Raw genomic sequence first — 21,510 nt, forward strand, 5'->3', positions numbered from 1 at the left:
GGACTGCATCAGTTCGCGACGATATTGACCAGCTTGCCCGGCACCACGATGACCTTGCGGATGGTCAGGCCTTCGGTGAAGCGCAGGACATTCTCGTTCTGCCGCGCGGCGCTTTCGATCTCTTCGCGGCTGGCGCTGGCCGGTACTTCGATGTGGCCGCGCAGTTTGCCGTTGACCTGCACCACCAGTTCCAGGCTGTCCTGCACCAGGGCGCTTTCGTCCACCTGCGGCCAGCCGGCGTCGATGATCGCGCCGCTCTTGCCCAGTTGCTCCCAGAGCGCGTGGCAGATGTGCGGTGTGATCGGCGCCAGCAACAGGGCCACGGTTTCCAGGCCCTCCTGGAGCAGGGCACGGTCCTGGGTGGTGGCGGTCGGTGCCTTCTCCAGCACGTTCATCAGAGTCATCACCTGGGCGATGGCGGTGTTGAACTTGTGATGCTGGCCGACATCCTGGCTGGCCTGCTTGATGGCCAGGTGGATGGCGCGGCGGATGCCTTTCTGCTCGTCGTTCAGCGGGTTCTTGTCCAGCGTGCCCGGCAGGCCCTGGCTGACGTGGGCATGGGCCAGGCGCCAGACGCGGCGGAGGAAGCGGCTGGCGCCCTCGACGCCGGAGTCGGACCACTCCAGGCTCATGTCCGGCGGCGAGGCGAACATCATGAACAGGCGGCAGGTATCGGCGCCGTACTGGTCGATCATCGCCTGCGGGTCGACGCCGTTGTTCTTCGACTTGGACATCTTTTCGGTGCCGCCGATTTCCACCGGCAGGCCATCCGTCTTGAGCTTGGCGCCGATGACCTTGGCCTTGGCGTCGCGCTCGACTTCTACGTCGGCCGGGTTGAACCAGTCCTTGCCGCCGTTTTCGGCGGTGCGGTAGTAGGTCTCGGCGACCACCATGCCCTGGGTCAGCAGGTTCTTGAACGGCTCGTTGGAGCTGACCAGCCCTTCGTCGCGCATCAGCTTGTGGAAGAAGCGCGCGTAGAGCAGGTGCAGGATGGCGTGCTCGATGCCGCCGATGTACTGGTCGACCGGCAGCCAATGGTTGGCCGCGGCCGGGTCGACCATACCCTTGTCGTAGGTCGGCGAGGCGTAGCGGGCGAAGTACCAGGACGACTCGACGAAGGTGTCCATGGTGTCGGTTTCGCGCTTGGCCGGCTGGCCGCATTTCGGACAGCTGCACTCGTAGAATTCGGGCATCTTCGCCAGCGGGCTGCCGCTGCCGTCCGGCACCACGTCTTCCGGCAGCACCACGGGGAGCTGGTCTTCCGGCACCGGTACGTCGCCGCAGGCGTCGCAATGGATGATCGGGATCGGACAGCCCCAGTAGCGCTGGCGGCTGATGCCCCAGTCGCGCAGGCGGAACTGGGTGCGCGCCTGGCCGAGGCCTTTCTTCTGCAGGGCCACTTCGATGGCATCGAAGGCACCTTCGAAGTCCAGGCCGTCGAACTCGCCCGAGTTGATCAGTTGGCCGTGTTCGCCGTAGGCGTCCTGCCAGGGGGCCGGAGTGGTGTCGCCGGCACTGGTGCGGACCACCGGCTTGATCGGCAGGCCATATTTGCTGGCGAATTCGAAATCGCGCTCGTCGTGGGCGGGCACGGCCATGACCGCACCTTCGCCGTAATTCATCAGCACATAGTTGGCGACCCATACCGGCAACAGCTCGCCGGTGAGCGGGTGCTGCACGCGCAGGGCGGTGGCCAGGCCCTTCTTCTCCTGGGTGGCGATGTCGGCTTCGGCGACACCGCCGCGCTTGCATTCCTCGATGAAGGCTTGCAGCTCGGGGTTGTCCTTCGCGGCCAGGGTGGCCAGCGGGTGCTCGGCGGCCACTGCCACGTAGGTGGCGCCCATCAGGGTGTCGGGGCGGGTGGTGAAGACCTTCATCACGCCTTCGCTGCCGATGCTGGCGACGTCGTAGGGGAAGCTGATTTCCATGCCGCGCGACTTGCCGATCCAGTTGCGCTGCATGGTCTTGACCTGTTCCGGCCAGCCGTCCAGTTCGTCCAGGCTTTCCAGCAGCTCATCCGCGTAGGCGGTGATCTTGAAGTAGTACATCGGGATTTCGCGCTTCTCGATCAGCGCGCCCGAGCGCCAGCCGCGGCCGTCGATGACCTGCTCGTTGGCCAGCACGGTCTGGTCGACCGGGTCCCAGTTCACGGTACCGTTCTTGCGGTAGATCACGCCTTTCTCGAACAGGCGGGTGAACAGCCACTGCTCCCAGCGGTAGTAGTCCGGCTTGCAGGTGGTGACTTCACGCGACCAGTCGATGGCCAGGCCCAGGCTCTTGAGCTGGGACTTCATGTAGTCGATGTTCTCGTAGGTCCACTTGGCCGGCGCCACCTTGTTCTTCATCGCGGCGTTTTCCGCCGGCATGCCGAACGCGTCCCAGCCCATCGGCTGCAGGACGTTCTTGCCCTGCATGCGCTGGTAGCGGGCGATCACGTCGCCGATGGTGTAGTTGCGCACGTGGCCCATGTGCAGCTTGCCGCTGGGGTAGGGGAACATCGACAGGCAATAGAAGGTGTCCTTGCCCGGTTGTTCGCTCACTACAAAGGATTTCTGCTGGTCCCAGTGGGATTGCGCGGCGGCTTCGATTTCGCGGGGCTGATACTGTTCGTGCATGGCTACTGGCGCTGGAAAAAGGGGCTTACAGGAAACGCCGTAGCATACATGAGCGCGCGCCTCTGTTGATGGATTTTTGCCGCGCCGGGTCAGTCGGGCGGATCGTTCCGCCGCTTCGCCTGATTCGCCCGAGGCCACGCGGGCCGCCGTTTGTCGCGACACGCGGCTGCCCGAGGGGACGGCGCTAAGCTTTCCCTATGGGCAGGCGATCTGCCCGACACGAGGTGATGATGGGCGAGACGCGGCGGTTAGAGACAAGTGGGGGGCTGTACGAGCGTCTATTGCAACGTCTTGCCCTGGCGCTCGACGAAGCCGATACCGCCACTCGCCTGCACGAGCGGCCTCCCCAGGAACTGGAATTGCGCGGGCTGACTCCGGCGGAGTTGCAGTTGATCCGAGCCTATCTGGATCGGGACCTGAACTGGCTGCGCGGCTGGCACGCCGCCGCCGAGGAGTTGGCCCTGATCGAGCAGACCCCGGCGCGCCATGGCAAGCCCGCTCGCAGTAACGGCAAGGCATCGGCAACCAAGTCCCAGACGAAACTCAAACCCCTCCTCAAGCGCCGCCAGCAGTTGTTCTGCGCCCTGTGCGGCACGGCTGCCCACGTGCAGCGAGGCCAATGCGTGCGCGCCTGCCTGACTTGCGGTTCGCAACTGTTCCGGGCCGGCCAGCCGAAGCGCATCGGTTAGTTTCCCGGCGGGATAGCCCTGCCCTGGCACGCTCCCATGACGTCGGCCCGGCTTCGGGTTAGGCTTCGCGCACCCAGGAGGTGCCGATGCCGATCCGCTACATCATCAAACAGATCATCCTGCCGCCGGGCATTCTGCTGCTGTTATTGCTGCTCGCCTGGTGGCTGCACCGGCGTGCGCCGCGGCTGGCCGTGCTGTGTTTCGTGGCAGGGTTTGGCGGATTGTGGCTGATGAGCCTGCCGGTGGTGGTCGAATGGGCTGCGCGCGGTCTCGAACGTGAGTCGCCGCTGGCGGAAAGCGACTGGGCGGGGCTGGCGCAGCGCGCCGACGCCATCGTCATTCTCGGTGCCGGGCGCGAGCGAGGTGATCCGGCCTGGGGCGAGGATCAACCGGGAATCATGGCGATGGAGCGCCTGCGTTATGCGGCGCGCCTGGCCAAGGCCAGCGGGTTGCCGATCCTGGTGACCGGCGGCCTGCATTACGGCACGCCACCCAGCGAGGCGGCGATCATGGCCGATAGCTTGTCGCACGACTACGGGATCGAGGTGCGCTGGCGCGAAGAGCGAAGCCGCACGACTTGGGAGAACGCCACGGAATCGGCGCCCATCCTGAAGGCGGACGGCGTCACCCGTGTCGTCCTGGTGACCCAGGCCGCACACATGCCTCGCTCACGCTGGAGTTTCGAACGACAGGGTTTCGAGGTGATCACCGCGCCCATCGGTTTTCTCGGCGTGCCCAACGGCCGCCCGCTGGGCGGCTGGTTGCCGGAGAGCAAGGCCGTCTGGCAGAACGGCATGCTGCTCAACGAAGCTGTCGGGCAACTGGCCTATCCGCTGTTCTACTAGCGAGGAAACCGCCCAACACTCGCCTTGCTTGCCGCTTGCCGCTTGCCGCTTGCCGCTGCCGTTAAACCATCTTGGCCATGCGGTTGGCCAGCAGGGACCAGCCGAACAGCAGGCCGCAGAGGATGATCAGTGGCCAGGCACGCCAGCGCAGGTACGGGGTCAGTCCTTCGCGTGGCTCCACCTCGCCGTAGAGGGTGGCACGCTTGAACTGCGGCAGCTCCTCGCGGATCTGGCCGAACGGGTCGATCAGCACGGTGACGCCGTTGTTAGTTGCGCGGATCATCCAGCGCCCGGCTTCGAGGGCGCGCATCTGGGCCATCTGCAAATGCTGTAGCGGACCGATGGAGGTGCCGAACCAGGCGTCGTTGCTGATGGTCAGCAGCAGTTGGCTCTGCGCCGCCAGGCCCGCGGCGAATTCCGGGTAGACCACTTCGTAGCAGATGTAGGGTGCGATCTTGTAACCCTTGGCCTCCAGCAGCGGCTGCTCGGACGAGCCGCGGGCGAAGTCGGACATGGGCAGGTCGAAGAAGGCGATCAGCCCGCGCAGCACTTCCTGCAGCGGTACGTACTCACCGAAGGGCACCAGCTTCTGCTTGAGGTAGGTGCCTTCGCCTTCGCCGACCACGACGATGCCGTTGTAGTAGCGCTTCTGGCCACGCTCGTTGTCCTGGCGGATCGGCACGCCGGTGATCAGCGCCGATTTGCGGTCCTCGGCGAAGCGGCCCATCACGGTCAGGTAGCCTTCGGCGAATTCCTTGAGGATGGGCACGGCGGTTTCCGGCCAGACGATCAGGTCGGCCGGCTGCGAGGTGAAGCTCATGTCGCGATACAGGTTGAGCTGGGCGTGCAATTGCTCCGGGTCCCACTTCATGTCCTGGGCGATATTGCCCTGCATGGCCGCCACTTTCAGTGGCGCACCGGCTGCGGTGGTCCAGTCATGGCCCTTGAGGGCCTGGCCGGCGACCCAGGGTGTGGCCAGCAGTACGAGGCCCATGGCGAAGAACAGCGGGCGTACCCGCATCCGTCGCAGGTTGGCCAGCAGGACGGCGCTCAGCGCCAGGCAGAAGGACAGCAGCCAGACCCCGCCGACCGGCGCCAACCCGGCCAGCGGGCCTTCGAGTTGGCTGTAGCCGGCGTAGAGCCAGGGAAAGCCGGTGAGGAACCAGCCGCGGAACGCTTCCTGGGCCACCCAGAGCGCGGCGAAGGCCAGGGCATCGGCCAGGGGCGCTTCATCGCGGCGCAGCCAGCGCGCCCAGAGCCAGGCGGGCAGGGCGAAGAACAGGCCGAGGCCGGCGACGAAGCCGAAGGTGAGGAAGGCCGCCAGCGGGGCCGAGGCCGAACCGTAGTCGTGAATGCTGACGTAGACCCAACTGGTGCCGGCGACGAACAGGCCGAAGCCGTAGCACCAGCCGCGCAACAAGGCCGCCTTGGGCGAGAGGGCGCGCAGCCCCAGGTAGAACAAGGCGATGGACAGCAGCTCCACCGGCCACAGGTTGAAAGGAGAGAGCGCCAGCGGCGTCAGCGCCCCGGCAGCGAGCGCCAGCAGATGGCCCGGCCAACCCGGGCGCTTGATCCAGTTCATGCACATTCCTTGCGTAAAAGGGTCGTCGTGCCCGCGTACTGCACCGTGAGTCCGGTGTCTTGCTTTGGTCCGGCCGCCGCACTCGACGGCCGTGGCTCACTGGGCCAGGGGTGACAGGCGCAGCAGGTGAATGCGGCGGCTGTCGGCGTTCAGCACCCGGAAGCGGAATTCGCCGATCTCGGTCACTTCGTTGCGCTTCGGCAGATGGCCGAATGCGCTCATCACCAGCCCGCCGACGGTATCGTACTCCTCGTCGGAAAACTCGCTGTCGAAGAACTCGTTGAAGCTGTCGATCGGCGTCAGCGCCTTGATCAGGAAGTCGCCGCTGGGCAGCGGCTTGATGTAGCTGTCCTCCTCGACATCGTGTTCGTCCTCGATGTCGCCGACGATCTGTTCCAGCACGTCCTCGATGGTCACCAGGCCGGCCACGCCGCCGTATTCGTCGATGACGATGGCCATGTGGTTACGGTTGGCGCGGAATTCCTTGAGCAGGACGTTGAGCCGCTTGGACTCCGGCACGAAGGTGGCCGGGCGCAGCAGGTCGCGGATGTTGAAAGTCTGCGCGTCGCCCTGGAGGATCAGCGGCAGCAGGTCCTTGGCCAGCAGCACGCCCATCACGTCGTCGAGGCTTTCGCCGACGACCGGGTAGCGCGAATGCGCGGCCTCGATGACGGCGGGAAGGAATTCCTTGGGTGTCTGCGTCGATTTGATGCTGATCATCTGCGAGCGCGGGACCATGATGTCGCGTACTTGCAGGTCGGCCACCTGAATGGCGCCTTCGACGATGGACAGTGCTTCGCTGTCGAGGAGTTTGTTCTGGTGGGCTTCGCGCAGCAGCTCGAGGAGCTCCTGGCGGTTTCTCGGCTCATGGGTAAAAGCCTGGGTGAGTTTGTCCAACCAGGACTTTTGCCCGTTGCTCGATCGATCTTCGCTCATGGTTTCCTGCTCATGGTTCCGGGGAGCACCGGTTATTCGTCATCTGCATAGGGATCGGGATGGCCCAGTTCAGCGAGCAATTCCCGTTCCAGCGCTTCCATCTCCTCGGCTTCCTCATCCTCGATGTGGTCGTAGCCGAGCAGATGCAGGCAGCCGTGGATAACCAGGTGGGCCCAGTGGGCCTCCACCGTCTTGCCCTGTTCCGCTGCCTCTCGCTCCACCACCGGCACGCAGATCACCAGATCGCCGAGCAGGGGGATGTCCAGCATTTCGTCGGGCACGTCGGCCGGGAACGACAGGACGTTGGTGGCGTAGTCCTTGTGCCGCCAGGTGCGGTTCAGTTCGCGGCCTTCGGTTTCGTCGACCAGGCGGATGGTCAGTTCGGACGGCGCCGAACGCTGGCGCAGGGCCAGTTCGCACCACTGGCGGAAGCGGGCTTCGTCGGGAATGGGAGCTTCGGTAGCGACCTGCAGGTCGAGTTCAAGCATCGCTGTCGTCGTCCTTGGCCTGCCGGCGCGCGGCGGCTCGTGCCTCGGCGGCCTTGCCCTGGGCGTCGTCGAAGCGCTCGTAGGCCTCGACGATGCGCTGCACCAAGGGGTGGCGCACCACATCCTTGGGCTTGAAGTGGGTGAAGCTGATGCCCGGCACGTCGCGCAGCACGTCGATCACATGCAGCAGGCCCGAGCGGGTGCCGCGCGGCAGGTCGACCTGGGTGGTGTCGCCGGTGATCACCGCAGTGGAGCCGAAGCCGATGCGGGTGAGGAACATCTTCATCTGTTCGAGCGTGGTGTTCTGGCTTTCGTCGAGGATGATGAAGCTGTTGTTCAGGGTACGGCCGCGCATGTAGGCCAGCGGCGCGACCTCGATCACTTGTTTCTCGATCAGTTTGGCAACGGTCTCGAAGCCGAGCATTTCGTAGAGCGCGTCGTACAGCGGGCGCAGGTAGGGGTCGATCTTCTGCGCCAGGTCGCCGGGCAGGAAGCCGAGTTTCTCGCCGGCCTCGACCGCCGGACGCACCAGCAGGATGCGGCGTACCTGTTCGCGCTCCAGCGCGTCCACCGCGCAGGCCACGGCCAGGTAGGTCTTGCCGGTGCCGGCCGGGCCGATGCCGAAGTTGATGTCGTGGTCGAGGATCGCCTTGACGTAGCGCTGCTGGTTGGCGCCGCGCGGACGGATCATGCCCTTGCGCGTGCGCAGCGTGACGCCGGCTTCGCCTTTCTCGCCGCCGAGTTCTTCCATGGCGGACTCCTGGAGGAACAGGTGAACCATGTCCGGCGACAGCTCGGTACCGTTGGTTTCACGGTAGAGCCGGCGCAGGAGGTGCTCGGCGGATTGGGTGTGCTTGGGGTCGCCGACCAGTTCGAACTGGTTGCCGCGGTTGCGGATTTCGATGTCCAGGCGTTGTTCGATCAGGCGCAGGTGCTCGTCGAATTGCCCGCAGAGGTTGGCGAAGCGGCGAGCCTCGAAGGGTTCGAGGACGAAACGATGCGGTTCTATGGGTGCGTTCAATGTCGTGTGTCAGCCGCCGTACGGCAGGGGAAGATAGGGCAAGGATAACGCTCGGATGGGCAGGCGTGAAGTAAGCCCTTGGCCGCAGGCCCGGCGGGGCCTGCGGTCGAGGTACCGTCAACCCGGCAGGCTGCCGCGCAGCGAGTGGGGCAGGGCGTCATCGATGTGCACGTCCACGAACTGGCCGATCAGACGCGGATTATCGCTGCGGAAGTTGACGATACGGTTGTTCTCGGTACGCCCTTGGAGCATGCCGGGGTCTTTTTTCGAGTAATCGCTGACCAGGATGCGCTGGGTGGTGCCGACCATTCGTCGGCTGATCTCGAAACCCTGCTGGTTGATGCGGTTCTGCAGGATCGCCAGGCGCTGCTTCTTCACCTCTTCCGGGGTGTCGTCGACCAGATCGGCCGCCGGCGTACCGGGGCGCGCGCTGTAGACGAAGGAATAGGAGAAGTCGAAGCCGACGTCCTCGATCAGTTTCATGGTCTGCTCGAAGTCCTTATCCGTCTCGCCGGGGAAGCCGACGATGAAGTCCGAGCTGATGCTGATGTCCGGCACTGCGGCCTTCAGCTTGCGGATGCGCGATTTGTATTCCAGCGCCGTGTGGTTGCGCTTCATCGCCGCCAGCACTCGGTCGGAGCCCGACTGCACCGGCAGGTGGAGGAATTTGACCAGCTCCGGAATGTCCGCATGGGCCTGGATCAGCGCGTCGGAGAATTCCAGTGGATGCGAGGTGGTGTAGCGGATGCGGTCGATGCCGTCGATCGCGGCCACCAGGTAGAGCAGTTCGGCGAAGTCGGCGACACGCCCGTCGCGGGTCTCGCCGCGGTAGCCGTTGACGTTCTGGCCGAGCAGGGTCACTTCACGCACGCCGTTCTCGGCCAGGTGGATGATTTCGCTCAGTACGTCGTCCAGCGGACGGCTGACTTCCTCGCCGCGGGTATAGGGCACTACGCAGAAGGTGCAGTACTTGCTGCAACCTTCCATCACCGAGACGAAGGCGCTGGGCCCATCTACCCGGGGTTCGGGCAGACGGTCGAACTTTTCTATCTCGGGGAAGGAGATATCCACCTGCGGCTTGCGGGTGGTGCGGGCGGCATCGATCATTTCCGGCAGACGGTGCAGGGTCTGCGGGCCGAACACCACGTCGACGTAGGGCGCGCGGTCGCGGATGGCGGCGCCTTCCTGGCTGGCCACGCAGCCGCCGACACCGATCACCAGTTGCGGATTCTGCTGCTTCAGCTCGCGCCAGCGGCCGAGCTGCGAAAAGACCTTTTCCTGGGCTTTTTCGCGGATCGAGCAGGTATTGAGCAGGATGACGTCGGCTTCTTCCGGTCGCTCGGTCAGCTCCAGGGCTTGGTGTTCACCCAGCAGGTCGGCCATGCGCGAGCTGTCGTACTCGTTCATCTGGCAGCCGTGGGTTTCGATGAAAAGCTTCTTGGCCATGCGCATTCGTCAGGGGGAAATCGAAGAACCGCGCATTATAGAAGGCAACCAAGCTACAAGCTACAAGCTACAAGCTACAAGCTACAAGCTACAAGCGAGCAGCGGTGCGGGTGGTTGCTTCCGGGTGAGGGGATGTCATGCTGTGCCGCTTGCCGCTTGCCGCTTGCCGCTTGCCGCTTGCCCCGTGTGCTATGCTTCGCGCCCTTTCCATTCCCATCCGTTGTCTATCCTTCGCCCATGAGCAAGCGTGAAACCCCGATCTACAAGGTGATCTTTCTCAACCAAGGCCAGGTGTACGAGATGTACGCCAAGCAGATCTATCAGAGCGATCTGTGGGGCTTTCTGGAAGTGGAGGAGTTCGTCTTCGGCGAGCGGACCCAGGTCGTGGTCGATCCCAGCGAAGAGAAGCTCAAGGCCCAGTTCGAGGGCGTGGTGCGCAGTTTCGTGCCGATGCACGCGATCATCCGCATCGACGAAGTGGAGCGTCTGGGCACGCCGAAGATCAGCGAGGCCAAGGGCGGCGGCAATGTGATGCCGTTCCCCATGCCGATGCCGGAAAAGTAACGGCCGGGCTCAACCCTTCGAGGGCAACCCCATGCGCCGTCGGGCGCGATGCACCGAACCATTGCAGACCGCCCAACGCAACAAGGGGGCGCTGTGCTGCACGCCGGCGCGAATCCAGCGTCGGCGATTCTCACCGAGCGGCAGTTCCAGCATTTCCGCGGCCCATTCGGGCAACAGGTCGATCCCGGCCTGCATCATCAGGGCGCCGAATGGTTTGGCCAGCAGGCTGGGTGCCGGCGCCTCCAGCAGAATCCTCACGATTTCCCGGGTCCGTTCGTCGCAGAGCAACTGTGGGCGCATGGCTTCCAGGTAATCGGCGACTGCCTGCCGGGAACGTGGCACGTCGCGAGCGCCGAGTCGCTCCGCAATCAGGGCCGTTTCGGCGAAATAGCGGTCCTGCTCCTCGCCGGAGAGATTCGGGTTGAGGTAGCGCAGGTGCGATTTCAGGAAGCTGCTGACTTCGGCGACATGCACCCAGGTCAGTAGATCGGGGTCGCTGGCGGCATAGGGGCGGCCGTCCGGGGCGGTGCCGGTGATGCTTTCATGGATACACCGGACCCGCGCGATCAGGCGTTCGGCATCGGCGCGACAGCCGTAGGTGGTGCCGGATATGAACTGGCCGGTGCGGCGCAGGCGGCCAAGCATGTCCTCGCGAAAGTCGGAGTGATCCCAGACGCCGGCCAGTGCCAGCGGGTGCAAGGCTTGCAGAAGCAGGGCGGAGATTCCGCCGACCAGCATCGAGGTGAAATCGCCGTGGATTCGCCAGCACACCGCGTCCGGGCCGAACAGGCCGGGATCGCCAGGCGGGGCTTCGAAGTCGATGCCGCCAAGGGCAAGGCCGGTGAGGCTGAGGACCTGGGTTTCGATACGGCGACGGAGCAGTTCCATGGGCGTCGGGTGCTGATGATGACGCGACCAGCCTACCGCGTCCGTATCCAGGCGGGCGAGCCATCTATGTGATGGGGGCGAGGGCCGTTGGGCGAATGAATGCGAGATCGGCCTCGTAGCCCGAATAAGCCTCCGGCGCAATCCGGGGTGCGATGTCCCGGATTGCGCCGGCGCCGGTCAGCGGTTGAAGCGGTTGGCGATCAGGTCGTCGACTACCGAGGGATCGGCCAGGGTCGAGGTGTCGCCCAGGGTGTCCAGCTCGTTGCAGGCGATCTTGCGCAGGATTCGGCGCATGATCTTGCCGGAGCGGGTCTTCGGCAGACCGGGTGCCCACTGTAGGAAGTCCGGCTTGGCGAAGCTGCCGATTTCCTTGCCGACCAGGGCCAGCAGCTCTTTCTTCAGCTCCTCACTGACTTCGCAACCGCTCATGAGGGTGACGAAGGCGTAGATGCACTGCCCCTTCACGTCATGCGGGCAGCCCACCACCGCGGCCTCGGCGACGGCATCGTGGAGCACCAGCGCGCTTTCCACCTCGGCGGTGCCGATTCGGTGGCCGGAGACGTTGATCACATCATCCACGCGGCCGGTGATCCAGTAGTAGCCATCCTCGTCGCGACGGGCGCCGTCGCCGGTGAAGTAGTAGCCGGGGTAGGGCTTGAAGTAGGTGTCCACCATGCGCTGGTGGTCGCCGTAGACGCTACGGATCTGGCTCGGCCAACTGGCCTTGATCGCCAGCACGCCGGAACCAGGGCCTTCGATCTCCTGGCCCTTCTCATCGAGAAGCACTGGCTGCACGCCGAAGAACGGACGGGTCGCCGAGCCCGGCTTGAGGTCGGTGGCTCCCGGCAGCGGGGTGATCATGATCGCGCCGGTTTCGGTCTGCCACCAAGTGTCCACGATCGGGCAGCGGCTCTCGCCAACCACGTGGTAGTACCACTCCCAGGCTTCCGGGTTGATCGGCTCACCGACCGAGCCGAGCAGGCGCAGGCTGGCGCGCGAGGTCTTTTCCACCGGGCCGGCGCCTTCGCGCATCAGGGCGCGCAGGGCGGTGGGGGCGGTGTAGAAGATGTTGACCTGATGCTTGTCGATCACCTGCCAGAAGCGCGAGGTGTCCGGGTAGTTCGGCACGCCCTCGAAGATCAGTGTGGTCGCGCCGTTGGCCAGCGGGCCGTAGACGATATAGCTGTGCCCGGTAACCCAGCCGACGTCGGCGGTGCACCAGTAGACGTCCCCGTCGTGGTAGTCGAAGACGTACTTGTGGGTCATGGCGGCGCTGAGCAGGTAGCCGCCGGTGGTGTGCAGCACGCCCTTGGGCTTCCCGGTACTGCCCGAGGTGTAAAGGATGAACAGCGGGTCTTCCGCATCCATCGGCTCCGGCGGGCACTCGGTGCTCGCACCGTGCAGGGCTTCGTGATACCAGAGATCGCGGCCTTCGACCCAGTCGATCTTGCCCTGGGTGCGCTCGACCACCACCACGGTGGAGACGTCCGGGCAGCTCTGCAGGGCCTTGTCGACGTTCTGTTTGAGCGGGATGTACTTGCCGCCGCGCACGCCTTCGTCGGCGGTGATCACGGTGCGGCAATCGGCATCGAGAATGCGGTCGCGCAGCGCATCCGGCGAGAAGCCGCCGAACACCACCGAGTGAATGGCGCCGATGCGGGTGCAGGCGAGCATGGCGTAGGCGGCTTCTGGAATCATCGGCATGTAGATGCACACGCGGTCGCCTTTCTTCACCCCACGGCTCTTCAGCACGTTGGCCAGGCGGCAGACGTGGCTGTGCAGCTTGCGGTAGGTGATCTGCGCGGATTCGGCGGGATTGTCGCCTTCCCAGATAATGGCGATCTGTTCGCCGCGCTTTTCCAAGTGGCGGTCGATGCAGTTGTAACTGACGTTGAGCTGGCCGCCCTTGAACCAACTGGCCTGGCCTTGCTCCAGGTTGCTTTCGTGCACGCTGTCCCAGGGCTTGAACCAGTCGAGGAAGGCCTTGGCCTGCTCGCCCCAGAAGGCGTCGGGTCGTTCGACGGATTGCCGGTACAGACGCTGGTAGGCGTCGTTGTCCAGGTGGGCACGCTTGCGCACTGCATCGGCGACCGGGTGGGTGCTGATCTCGAACATGGCGGTTCCTTGTTTTTGTCCGTCCGCGGTGAGCCTAAGGGTGCACCCAGGCAGCCGCCGGGTTCAACCCCTGGCGAATGGCCCGGAGCCCGAAAGAAGGTGGATGTCACACAGGCTTTGACAACTGCCGTGGCCATTGTTCGGAAGGAGGGAAGCCGCATTCCAGAGCGGCTGAAGAGGGGAACCCAGAAGTGTCGCCGGGCTGTTCCCGGCGCAGCGGGGCGCCGGGAAAGTCTGCCTGCCGGGTTCAGCCGCGATGGCGACCGCGGAAGTAGTCGATCAGGCCTTGGGTCGAGGCATCTTCGGCGGCGGGCTGGTCGAAGCCGGTGAGGCGCTGGTAGACGCCCTTGCCCAGTTCCTTACCCAGCTCCACACCCCATTGGTCGAAGGCATTGATCCCCCAGATCACGCTCTGCACGAAGACCTTGTGTTCGTACAGCGCCACCAGTGCGCCCAGGCGGCGTGGGTCGATGCGCTCCAGGACCAGCGTGTTGCTCGGCCGGTTGCCGGGAATGACCTTGTGCGGTGCGAGGGCCTGCACCTTGTCCTCGCTCAGGCCCTTGGCACGCAGCTCGGCCTCGGCTTCTTCGCGGGTCTTGCCGAGCATCAGCGCCTGGCTCTGCGACAGGCAGTTGGCGTACAGCCAGTGGTGGTGGTCGACCACCGGGTTGTAGCTGACCACCGGCACGATGAAGTCCGCCGGGATCAGCGGGGTGCCCTGGTGCAGGAGCTGGTGGTAGGCGTGCTGGCCGTTGCAACCGACGCCGCCCCAGATTACCGGGCCGGTACTGGTGGTCACCGGGCTGCCGTCCTGGCGCACGCTCTTGCCGTTGGACTCCATGTCCAACTGCTGCAAGTGCTTGGTGATGTTCCGCAGGTAATGGTCGTAGGGCAGGATGGCATGGCTCTGGGCACCCCAGAAGTTGCCGTACCAGACGCCGAGCAGGGCCAGCAGCACCGGCATGTTGCTCTCGAACGGGGCCTGCAGGAAATGCTGGTCCATGGTGTAGGCGCCGGACAGCAGTTCCTTGAAGTTGGACATGCCGATGGTCAGGGCGATCGGCAGGCCGATGGCCGACCACAGCGAGTAGCGCCCGCCGACCCAATCCCACATCGGGAAGATGTTTTCTTCGCGGATACCGAACTCCACGGCCGCCTTGGTGTTGCTGGAAACGGCGATGAAGTGGCGGTGCAGTTCGCTTTCCGAGCCGCCCTGGGCCAGGTACCAGTTGCGCGCGGCCTGGGCGTTCTTCAGGGTCTCCAGGGTCGAGAAGGATTTCGACGAGACGATGAACAGCGTGGTTTCCGCGCGCAGCTTGGCGGACAGCTCATGGAATTCGCTGCCGTCGATGTTCGCCAGGTAGTAGCAGCGCACGCCGCGCTGGGCGAAGGGCAGCAGGGCTTCGGACACCAGTTGCGGGCCGAGGAAGGAGCCGCCGATGCCGATGTTCACCACATCGGTGATGGGCTTTTCGGTGTAGCCGCGCCAGAGCCCGTCGTGGATGCGCCCGACCAGTTCGGTCATCTGGTGCAGCACGCGGTGGACTTCCGGGATCAGGTTGACGCCGTTGACTTCCAGGCGGTCGCCGAATGGCTGGCGCAGCGCCGTGTGCAGGGCTGGGCGGCCTTCGGAGGCATTCACGCATTCGCCCTTGAAGAGCGCACGGATCGCCTGTTCCAGACCGGCTTCGCGGGCCAGGCTGACCAGCAGGTCGCGGGTTTCGCGGCTGATGAGGTTTTTCGAGTAGTCGAGGAACAGGCCGCAGGCGCTGAGGGAAAAGTCTTCGAAGCGCCGGGAATCGGACTGGAACGCCTCGCGCATGCTGAAGCTGCGCATGGCCTCGCGGTGTTGGTCGAGGTGCTGCCAGGAGGAAAGGGTGGTGACATCGAGCGGGTGCTGATAATACGCCATGGGCTTGCGGCTTCCTTATTCAGAGCAACCTTTTGAACAGCAAAAAGCCCGGTACGTTCCGGGCTTTTCAGTCTAGCGCGGCAGGGGGCTCAGGCCACCTGTACCGGGATGGCATTGCTGGTGTGGCTCAGCTCGTTCCCCGGCGACATGTACAGCATGCGGGGTTTGAAGTTGGCGAGTTCCGCCTCGCTGTAATGGGCGTAGGCGCAGATGATCACCCGGTCGCCGACTTTCGCCTTGTGCGCGGCGGCGCCGTTCACCGAGATCATCTTCGAGCCGGCTTCGCCGCGGATGGCGTAGGTGGTGAAGCGTTCGCCATTGTCGACGTTGTAGATCTGAATCTGTTCGTACTCATGGATGCCGGCGAGGTCCAGCCATTCACCGTCGATGGCACAGGAGCCTTCGTAATCGAGCACAGCGTGGGTGACTTCGGCGCGGTGCAGTTTGGCCTTGAGCATGATGGCGTGCATGGCGTTTTCCTCAGTGTCCTGGCGTGGAGCCTACAGCGGCGGGTGAGTGTGCCCGAAGCCTGGAGGGTGATCAAGGTCACGGATCGGGGCTCGAACCGTTGGCGAAGTCATCGCAGACGGTCAGGCCGTCTGCGGCGCTTCTCATGGAGTTCTCAGGCCGGATGGTCGAGGTCTACCGCCAAGTTGTCGATCAGTCGGGTGGCGCCCAGGTAGGCGGCGGTGAGGATGACCAGTTGGCGGTCTTCCGCAGCGGCGGGGCGCAGGCTGTTGGCCTCGCGGATTTCCAGGTAATCCGGGCGGAAGCCGGCCTGTTCCTGTTCGAGCCGGCCGGCGGCGACCAAGGCGGCATGGTTGCACTCGCCGGCGCGCAAGGCTTCGGCGATACGGCTGAGGCTGCGATACAGGGCAGGGGCGGCGGCGCGTTGCTCGGCGCTCAGGTAGCCATTGCGCGACGACAGGGCCAGGCCGTCTTCGGCACGGACCGTCGGCTCGCCGATGATCTGGATCGGCATGTTGAGGTCGCGCACCAGGGTGCGGATGACCGCCAGTTGCTGGTAGTCCTTCTGGCCGAACACGGCGAGGTCGGGTTGGACCATGTTGAACAGCTTGGTCACCACCGTAGCGACGCCCTCGAAGTGACCCGGACGGCTGGCGCCGCACAGCCCTTCGGAGACGCCGGGCACGCTGACGCGGGTCTGGCCTTCCATGCCGTGGGGATACATTTCTTCCACGGTGGGGGCGAACAGCAGATGGCAGCCGGCATCGAAGAGTTTTTCCTGGTCGGCGGTGAGAGTGCGCGGGTATTTCGCCAGGTCCTCGGTCGGGCCGAACTGCAACGGATTGACGAAGATGCTGGCGACCACGAAGTCGGCGCGCTGGCCGGCCTTCTCCACCAGGGCGACATGGCCGGCGTGCAGGTTGCCCATGGTCGGCACGAAGCCGATGCGCTTGCCTTCGCTACGGGCGCGGGCGACTGCGGCGCGCAGTTCGCGGACGGTCTTGACGGTGTTCATGCGGAGAATCCGTGTTCGGCGGCGGGGAAACTGGTGTCCTTGACGGCCTTGACGTAGGCGCCGATCGCAGCCTGGATGCTGCTGCGACCCTCCATGAAGTTCTTGACGAATTTCGGTGTGCGACCGCTGAGCGACAGCCCAAGCATGTCGTGCAGCACCAGCACCTGGCCGTCGGTGGCGTTGCCGGCACCGATGCCGATCACCGGAATCTTCACCGACTGGGCGATTTCCGCCGCCAGCTCGCTGGGTACGCACTCCAGCAGCAGCATGGCGGCGCCGGCCTGCTCCAGGGCCATGGCGTCGGCGCGCATCTGCCGTGCCTGGGCCTCCTGGCGACCTTGTACCTTATAGCCACCGAGGATGTTCACCGCCTGGGGAGTCAGGCCGAGGTGCGCGCAGACCGGTACGCCGCGCTCGGCCAGCAGGCGGATCGGCTCGGCCAGCCAGGCGGCGCCTTCCAGCTTGACCATGTGGGCGCCGGCCTGCATCAGGCGGGCGGAGTTGTTCAGGGCTTGTTCGGTGGTGGCGTAGGCCATGAACGGCAGGTCGACCAGAATCAGCGCCCCCTGGTTGCCGCGCTTGACGCTGGCGACGTGATAGGCCATCTCGTCGACGCTGACCGGCAGGGTGCTGTCGTGCCCCTGCAGGACCATGCCGAGGGAATCGCCCACCAACAGGACTTCGACGCCGGCCTGGCAGGCGGCCTGGGCGAAGGTGGCGTCGTAGCAGGTCAGCATGGCGATTTTCTCGCCGCTCTGCTTGAGACTTTGCAGGGTGGTCAGGGTGATATCTGGCATCGAAATCGTCCTCATCGGCACCGGTTTGCACCGGCACGGGGCAACGGGACGCCTATAGTCCCGATGGGGGGGCATGAAGTCAATCGCAGGTGTTACCGGCGTGTTACTGGCGTTACCGCCAATGTTCGACAGCGTTAGAGCCGTTCCAGGCCCTCGAACGGGCAGGCCGCCAGAAGCTCGGACAGGCGTCGTCCGTCCGGCAGCGCCAGTTCCTCGCCGGCGATTTCCGCCAGGGGATAGAGCACGAAGGCACGGGCATGCATGTGGTAGTGCGGCACCTGCAGGCGCGGCTCGTCGATCTGCCGTGAGCCGAACAGCAGGATATCCAAGTCCAGCGTGCGCGGCCCCCAGCGCTCTTCTTTCCGTACCCGGCCCTGGTTCAGTTCGATGGTTTGCAGTGCGTCGAGCAGAGCCTGCGGAGGGAGATCGGTATCCAGCGCGGCCACGGCATTCACGTAGCGCGGCTGGTCGGCAGGGCCCAACGGATCGCTGCTATAGAAGGAAGAGGTCGCGGCCAGCCGGCTTTGCGGCAGTTCGCCCAGCGCGGCCAGGGCGCCGCGCAATTGCTCGAGGGGTTCGGACAGGTTGCTGCCGAGGCCGATGTAGACCCGTTCCATTGTTACTCCGCCGCGCTCGGGGCGCCTTCGCCGCGCGGACCGCCACGCCGCCGGCGGGTGCCGCCACGGCGGCGCTTGCGCGGTGCGGCGCCATCGTCCTTGCTGTTGAGGGCGCGGATCATGTTACGGCGTTCGCTGTCGCTGGCGTCCTGGTAGTCGGTCCACCAGTCGCCGAGGCCATCGGTCTCTTCGCCGGCTTCTTCGCGCAGCAGCAGGAAGTCGTAGCCAGCGCGGAAACGCGGGTTCTCCAGAAGCAGGTCGGCGCGTTTGCCGCTACGGCGGGGCAGGCGCTCCTGCATGTCCCAGATTTCGCGGATCGGGATGGTGAAGCGCTTCGGTACGGCGGTGCGCTGGCACTGTTCGCTGATGACGTCGTGGGCGGCCTCCTGCATCGCCGGGATCGGCGGCATGCCACGCCCTTGCAGGTAGGCGACGCGAGCCGGCAAGGCAGGCCAAAGCAGGGCGGCGAAGAGGAACGCGGGCGTTACCGGCTTGCCGCGGTAGATGCGCTCGTCGGTGTTGGCCAGGGCCTGGCGGATCAGTCGGCCGGCGTATTCGGGGTTCTGTTCGAGCGCCTTGGCGCTGGCCGGGAACAGCGGGGCGAAGAGGTCGTATTCCAGCAGCAGTTCGAAGGTGCGTTCGGCCTGACCGGAGAGGAACAGCTTGAGCACTTCATCGAATAGCCGGGCCGATGGAATCTCGCGAAGCATCGGTGCCAGGCGGCGAATCGGCGCGGCGCTGTGCTTTTCGATGTCGAAGCCCAACTTGGCGGCGAAGCGCACCGCGCGCAGCATGCGCACCGGATCTTCCTGGTAACGCTGCTCGGGATCGCCGATCAGGCGGATCAGGCGGTTGCGAATGTCATGGACGCCGTGGGCGTAGTCGAGGATGCGCTCGTTGCTGACGTCGAAGTACAGGGCATTGATCGTGAAGTCGCGGCGCTGGGCGTCGTCTTCCAGAGTGCCGTAGACGTTGTCGCGCAGGATCCGGCCGCTTTCGTTACGCGCGGCCTGGGTGCTGTCTTCCTCTTCATCGCCCTGGGGATGGTGGGAGCGGAAGGTAGCGACTTCGATGATCTCGCGGCCGAAGTGTACGTGCACCAGCTTGAAGCGACGGCCAATGACCCGGGCGTTGCGGAACTCGGCGCGAACCTGTTCGGGCGTGGCGCTGGTGGCGACGTCGAAGTCCTTGGGTTCGAAGTTCAGCAAGAGGTCGCGGACGCAGCCGCCGACCACGTAGGCCTGGTATCCGGCATTCTGCAGTCGTTCGACCACGCTGACGGCGTACCGGCTGATCTGTCCGCGGCGCAGGCTGTGCTGGTTGTTTCCCAATACTTCGGGCGTGCTGCGGGGATGCGGGGCGCGGCGCAGGGGAGAACGGAAAGACTGGAACAGCTTTTTCAGCATGGGATGCACTGTTTGAGGGATTGGCCGGCCAGAAATGCAAATGGCCGCAGAATGGCCGCGAATTCTAGCATTGACTGGGGAGATGGTGTAGGAAGCGGGGGCGGGGTGTCAAAGCTACTGGGGGAGCCGAAGCTCCCCCCCAAGTAGGTGCGTGCTTTGTTTTTGTTATGGTATCGGGCCTGTTGTTTTTGTTGTCCGGCCCGTCCCTCGAAGCCTTGGCCTGTTGGGAAGGTTCCCAGAGGGGGAACCAATAGCAAACGGATTGCTTTGGACGCTGACGATGCCATGATCATTCCGTGACCCAACCAGTTCAGGCGCTGCCTTGGGGCAGTTTTATTGTTCTCAGCCTGGTTGCGGGGCAAGCCCGAAGGCAACTCCTCTCCAAAAGAATCAGTTAGCTGCGCCTCCGCCTTGTTGTTTTTGTTGTGCTGGAGTCGATACGTCTTGTTTTTATTGTGGGTTTTCAGCGTTGTTATTGTTGTTGTGCCATAGATAAAGCAGATGCCGTGCCAGTTTTTATGATTCCTTTAAAATCAAAGCCTTAGGTAATTCAGGGTGTGCCGGGAGGGCACAAAAAAGCCGGGTTTCCGTTACCGTAAGACCCGGCTTTTGTTACGAGATGTTGAGGCGGTAACAAGTTGTTGAGCCTGTCACGGGCCGCCCTATCTCATGGACTTCTTGTCAAGAGCCGGTCGCCGCTCCCGACTTGCGGCGCGGAATGCCCAGGCGCTGACGGCGCTCCCACAGGCACTTGCGGCTGATGCCCAGTTTGCGGGCCAGCTCGGTTTCGGTCATGTGGTCCTGGTGCTCGAGCACGAAGTGCTGGAAGTAGTCTTCCAGGGACAGGTCCTCGGTCGGCTCGGAGCTGGCGTTGGTGCCCTGCTGCATCGGGTTGTCGCTGAAGTCCTCATCGTCCAGGTCGTCCAGTTCGATATCGATACCCAGGAGGTCGGCGGAAATCTCCGAGCCTTCGCAGAGGATCACCGCCCGTTCGATGGCATTCTCCAGTTCGCGCACGTTACCCGGCCATGGGTAATGGCGGATGGCCTGCTCCGCGTCGTGGGCGAAGCGCAGTTCGCCGCGCCCCATGCGCGCGCACTGGCGGACGAGGAAGGCCTGGGCGATCTCGCTGACGTCGGCGCCGCGCTCGCGCAGGGCCGGGAGCTTGAGGGCGATCACGTGCAGGCGGTAATAGAGGTCTTCGCGGAATTGGCCGGTCTTGGCCAGGGTCTTGAGGTCGCGGTGGGTGGCGGCGATCAGGCGCACATCCACCTTTTGCGACTGCACCGAACCGACCCGGCGGATCTCGCCTTCCTGCAACACGCGCAGCAGGCGGGCCTGGGCTTCCAGCGGCAATTCGCCGATTTCGTCGAGGAACAGGGTGCCGCCGTCGGCCGCTTCGACCAGACCGGCACGGCCGGCGCTGGCACCGGTGAAGGCGCCTTTCTCATGGCCGAAGAGTTCGGACTCGATCAGGGTTTCCGGGATCGCCGCGCAGTTCACCGAGATCAGCGGGGCCTTGGCCCGGCGCGAGAGGTTGTGCAGGGCACGGGCCACCAGCTCCTTGCCGGTACCCGACTCGCCCTGGATCAGCACAGTCGAATCGGTTGGCGCCACCTTGCGGATCTTGCCGTACAGCTCCTGCATGGCCGAGCAGGAACCGATGATACCGATCTCGCCGTTGGCCGCCTCCACGGGCTTCTCGGCGCCGCGTGCGGCCGGTCGTTCCGCCGAGGCCTGGCGGGCTTCCTGGCGGTCGCGCAGGATGCGCGCCACGGCCTGGAGCATTTCGTCGTGGTCGAACGGCTTGGCGATGTAATCGACCGCGCCCATTTTCATCGAATCGACGGCGGAGCGCAGGCTGGCGTAGCTGGTCATGATCAGCACGGGAGTGCCCTGGGCCAGCTTGATGAGTTCGGTTCCGGGGGCGCCAGGCAGGCGCAGGTCACTGACGATCAGATCGAAGCCGGGAATGTTGAAACGTTCCTGTGCTTCCTGCACGGAGCCGGCTTCGCTGACTTCGTACTGGTTGCGCTCCAGGAGGCGGCGCAAGGCAGAGCGGATAATGGTTTCGTCTTCGACGATCAGGATATGTGGCATCTAATT

General features: G+C 64.7%; 18 protein-coding genes. 3 read left to right on the top strand and 15 right to left on the bottom strand.

Annotation, left to right across the window (positions count from 1 at the left end; all coding sequences use genetic code 11):
• Positions 1-8 precede the first annotated feature (8 nt).
• Positions 9-2,615 carry a leucine--tRNA ligase gene (gene leuS / locus PIN01S_RS09355; protein ID WP_084335392.1) on the bottom strand — a complete coding sequence of 869 codons (2,607 nt, stop codon included), beginning with the start codon at positions 2,613-2,615 and terminating at the stop codon, positions 9-11.
• Between the two features lie 230 nt (positions 2,616-2,845).
• Here leuS and PIN01S_RS09360 point away from each other — a divergent pair, with 230 nt between their 5' ends.
• Both PIN01S_RS09360 and PIN01S_RS09365 read left to right on the top strand, forming a co-directional pair.
• Positions 2,846-3,304, top strand: a complete 459-nt coding sequence (locus tag PIN01S_RS09360; protein ID WP_084335393.1) for a hypothetical protein — start codon at positions 2,846-2,848, stop codon at positions 3,302-3,304.
• Positions 3,305-3,390: 86 nt separating this feature from the next.
• Positions 3,391-4,149 carry a YdcF family protein gene (locus tag PIN01S_RS09365; protein ID WP_084335394.1) on the top strand — a complete coding sequence of 253 codons (759 nt, stop codon included), beginning with the start codon at positions 3,391-3,393 and terminating at the stop codon, positions 4,147-4,149.
• A 61-nt stretch (positions 4,150-4,210) separates the two neighbouring features.
• Here the strand turns inward: PIN01S_RS09365 and lnt are convergent, their stop codons facing one another.
• The 5 genes from lnt to miaB form a co-directional block, all read right to left on the bottom strand.
• The gene (gene lnt, locus PIN01S_RS09370; protein ID WP_084335395.1) at positions 4,211-5,731 is read right to left on the bottom strand and encodes an apolipoprotein N-acyltransferase; all 1,521 of its coding nucleotides are present in this window, start codon (positions 5,729-5,731) and stop codon (positions 4,211-4,213) included.
• 96 nt (positions 5,732-5,827) lie between these two features.
• Positions 5,828-6,667: a CorC family transporter gene (locus PIN01S_RS09375; protein ID WP_084335396.1), complete on the bottom strand. Its 840-nt coding sequence runs from the start codon at positions 6,665-6,667 to the stop codon at positions 5,828-5,830.
• A 32-nt stretch (positions 6,668-6,699) separates the two neighbouring features.
• A complete protein-coding gene (ybeY, locus tag PIN01S_RS09380; RefSeq protein WP_084335397.1) occupies positions 6,700-7,155 on the bottom strand; it encodes an rRNA maturation RNase YbeY in 456 nt (151 codons plus the stop codon).
• Positions 7,148-8,176: a PhoH family protein gene (locus PIN01S_RS09385; RefSeq protein ID WP_084335398.1), complete on the bottom strand. Its 1,029-nt coding sequence runs from the start codon at positions 8,174-8,176 to the stop codon at positions 7,148-7,150. Before PIN01S_RS09385 ends, ybeY begins: the two co-directional genes overlap by 8 nt.
• A gap of 117 nt (positions 8,177-8,293) precedes the next feature.
• Positions 8,294-9,622: a tRNA (N6-isopentenyl adenosine(37)-C2)-methylthiotransferase MiaB gene (miaB, locus tag PIN01S_RS09390; protein ID WP_084335399.1), complete on the bottom strand. Its 1,329-nt coding sequence runs from the start codon at positions 9,620-9,622 to the stop codon at positions 8,294-8,296.
• Positions 9,623-9,859: 237 nt separating this feature from the next.
• On the opposite strand from miaB, the gene PIN01S_RS09395 reads away from it, so the two are divergent.
• Complete coding sequence (locus tag PIN01S_RS09395; RefSeq protein ID WP_084335400.1) at positions 9,860-10,186, top strand: DUF1820 family protein; 327 nt, start codon at positions 9,860-9,862, stop codon at positions 10,184-10,186.
• 9 nt (positions 10,187-10,195) lie between these two features.
• On the opposite strand, the gene PIN01S_RS09400 is transcribed toward PIN01S_RS09395, so the two are convergent.
• From PIN01S_RS09400 to PIN01S_RS09440, 9 genes are all read right to left on the bottom strand, one after another.
• Entirely contained in the window at positions 10,196-11,074 is an 879-nt protein-coding gene (locus PIN01S_RS09400) for an oxygenase MpaB family protein (protein ID WP_084335401.1), read from the bottom strand.
• Positions 11,075-11,251: 177 nt separating this feature from the next.
• Positions 11,252-13,189: an acetate--CoA ligase gene (gene acs, locus PIN01S_RS09405; protein ID WP_084335402.1), complete on the bottom strand. Its 1,938-nt coding sequence runs from the start codon at positions 13,187-13,189 to the stop codon at positions 11,252-11,254.
• A gap of 247 nt (positions 13,190-13,436) precedes the next feature.
• Positions 13,437-15,101, bottom strand: a complete 1,665-nt coding sequence (pgi, locus tag PIN01S_RS09410) for a glucose-6-phosphate isomerase (RefSeq protein WP_084335403.1) — start codon at positions 15,099-15,101, stop codon at positions 13,437-13,439.
• A gap of 89 nt (positions 15,102-15,190) precedes the next feature.
• Positions 15,191-15,571: an aspartate 1-decarboxylase gene (panD, locus tag PIN01S_RS09415; RefSeq protein ID WP_084335404.1), complete on the bottom strand. Its 381-nt coding sequence runs from the start codon at positions 15,569-15,571 to the stop codon at positions 15,191-15,193.
• Positions 15,572-15,723: 152 nt separating this feature from the next.
• Positions 15,724-16,584: a pantoate--beta-alanine ligase gene (gene panC, locus PIN01S_RS09420; protein ID WP_084335405.1), complete on the bottom strand. Its 861-nt coding sequence runs from the start codon at positions 16,582-16,584 to the stop codon at positions 15,724-15,726.
• On the bottom strand, positions 16,581-17,381 hold the full coding sequence (gene panB, locus PIN01S_RS09425; protein ID WP_084335406.1) for a 3-methyl-2-oxobutanoate hydroxymethyltransferase: 801 nt from the start codon (positions 17,379-17,381) through the stop codon (positions 16,581-16,583). Before panB ends, panC begins: the two co-directional genes overlap by 4 nt.
• A 134-nt stretch (positions 17,382-17,515) precedes the next feature.
• A complete protein-coding gene (gene folK, locus PIN01S_RS09430; protein ID WP_084335407.1) occupies positions 17,516-17,998 on the bottom strand; it encodes a 2-amino-4-hydroxy-6-hydroxymethyldihydropteridine diphosphokinase in 483 nt (160 codons plus the stop codon).
• 2 nt (positions 17,999-18,000) lie between these two features.
• Positions 18,001-19,404 (bottom strand): polynucleotide adenylyltransferase PcnB, encoded by a 1,404-nt coding sequence (locus PIN01S_RS09435; RefSeq protein WP_084335408.1) that lies wholly within the window; start codon positions 19,402-19,404, stop codon positions 18,001-18,003.
• Positions 19,405-20,085: 681 nt separating this feature from the next.
• Entirely contained in the window at positions 20,086-21,504 is a 1,419-nt protein-coding gene (locus PIN01S_RS09440) for a sigma-54-dependent transcriptional regulator (protein ID WP_084335409.1), read from the bottom strand.
• Between the last annotated feature and the right edge of the window lie 6 nt (positions 21,505-21,510).

The organism is Pseudomonas indica NBRC 103045 (assembly GCF_002091635.1).
Taxonomy (GTDB): domain Bacteria; phylum Pseudomonadota; class Gammaproteobacteria; order Pseudomonadales; family Pseudomonadaceae; genus Pseudomonas_M; species Pseudomonas_M indica.

Excerpts from the sequence above, each read along its gene's own strand:
- leuS (WP_084335392.1), bottom strand. The coding sequence starts at position 2,615 with ATGCACGAACAGTATCAGCCCCGCGAAATCGAAGCCGCCGCGCAATCC.
- PIN01S_RS09360 (WP_084335393.1), top strand. The coding sequence starts at position 2,846 with ATGGGCGAGACGCGGCGGTTAGAGACAAGTGGGGGGCTGTACGAGCGT.
- PIN01S_RS09365 (WP_084335394.1), top strand. The coding sequence starts at position 3,391 with ATGCCGATCCGCTACATCATCAAACAGATCATCCTGCCGCCGGGCATT.
- lnt (WP_084335395.1), bottom strand. The coding sequence starts at position 5,731 with ATGAACTGGATCAAGCGCCCGGGTTGGCCGGGCCATCTGCTGGCGCTC.
- PIN01S_RS09375 (WP_084335396.1), bottom strand. The coding sequence starts at position 6,667 with ATGAGCGAAGATCGATCGAGCAACGGGCAAAAGTCCTGGTTGGACAAA.
- ybeY (WP_084335397.1), bottom strand. The coding sequence starts at position 7,155 with ATGCTTGAACTCGACCTGCAGGTCGCTACCGAAGCTCCCATTCCCGAC.
- miaB (WP_084335399.1), bottom strand. The coding sequence starts at position 9,622 with ATGGCCAAGAAGCTTTTCATCGAAACCCACGGCTGCCAGATGAACGAG.
- PIN01S_RS09395 (WP_084335400.1), top strand. The coding sequence starts at position 9,860 with ATGAGCAAGCGTGAAACCCCGATCTACAAGGTGATCTTTCTCAACCAA.
- PIN01S_RS09400 (WP_084335401.1), bottom strand. The coding sequence starts at position 11,074 with ATGGAACTGCTCCGTCGCCGTATCGAAACCCAGGTCCTCAGCCTCACC.
- acs (WP_084335402.1), bottom strand. The coding sequence starts at position 13,189 with ATGTTCGAGATCAGCACCCACCCGGTCGCCGATGCAGTGCGCAAGCGT.
- pgi (WP_084335403.1), bottom strand. The coding sequence starts at position 15,101 with ATGGCGTATTATCAGCACCCGCTCGATGTCACCACCCTTTCCTCCTGG.
- panD (WP_084335404.1), bottom strand. The coding sequence starts at position 15,571 with ATGCACGCCATCATGCTCAAGGCCAAACTGCACCGCGCCGAAGTCACC.
- panC (WP_084335405.1), bottom strand. The coding sequence starts at position 16,584 with ATGAACACCGTCAAGACCGTCCGCGAACTGCGCGCCGCAGTCGCCCGC.
- panB (WP_084335406.1), bottom strand. The coding sequence starts at position 17,381 with ATGCCAGATATCACCCTGACCACCCTGCAAAGTCTCAAGCAGAGCGGC.
- folK (WP_084335407.1), bottom strand. The coding sequence starts at position 17,998 with ATGGAACGGGTCTACATCGGCCTCGGCAGCAACCTGTCCGAACCCCTC.
- PIN01S_RS09435 (WP_084335408.1), bottom strand. The coding sequence starts at position 19,404 with ATGCTGAAAAAGCTGTTCCAGTCTTTCCGTTCTCCCCTGCGCCGCGCC.
- PIN01S_RS09440 (WP_084335409.1), bottom strand. The coding sequence starts at position 21,504 with ATGCCACATATCCTGATCGTCGAAGACGAAACCATTATCCGCTCTGCC.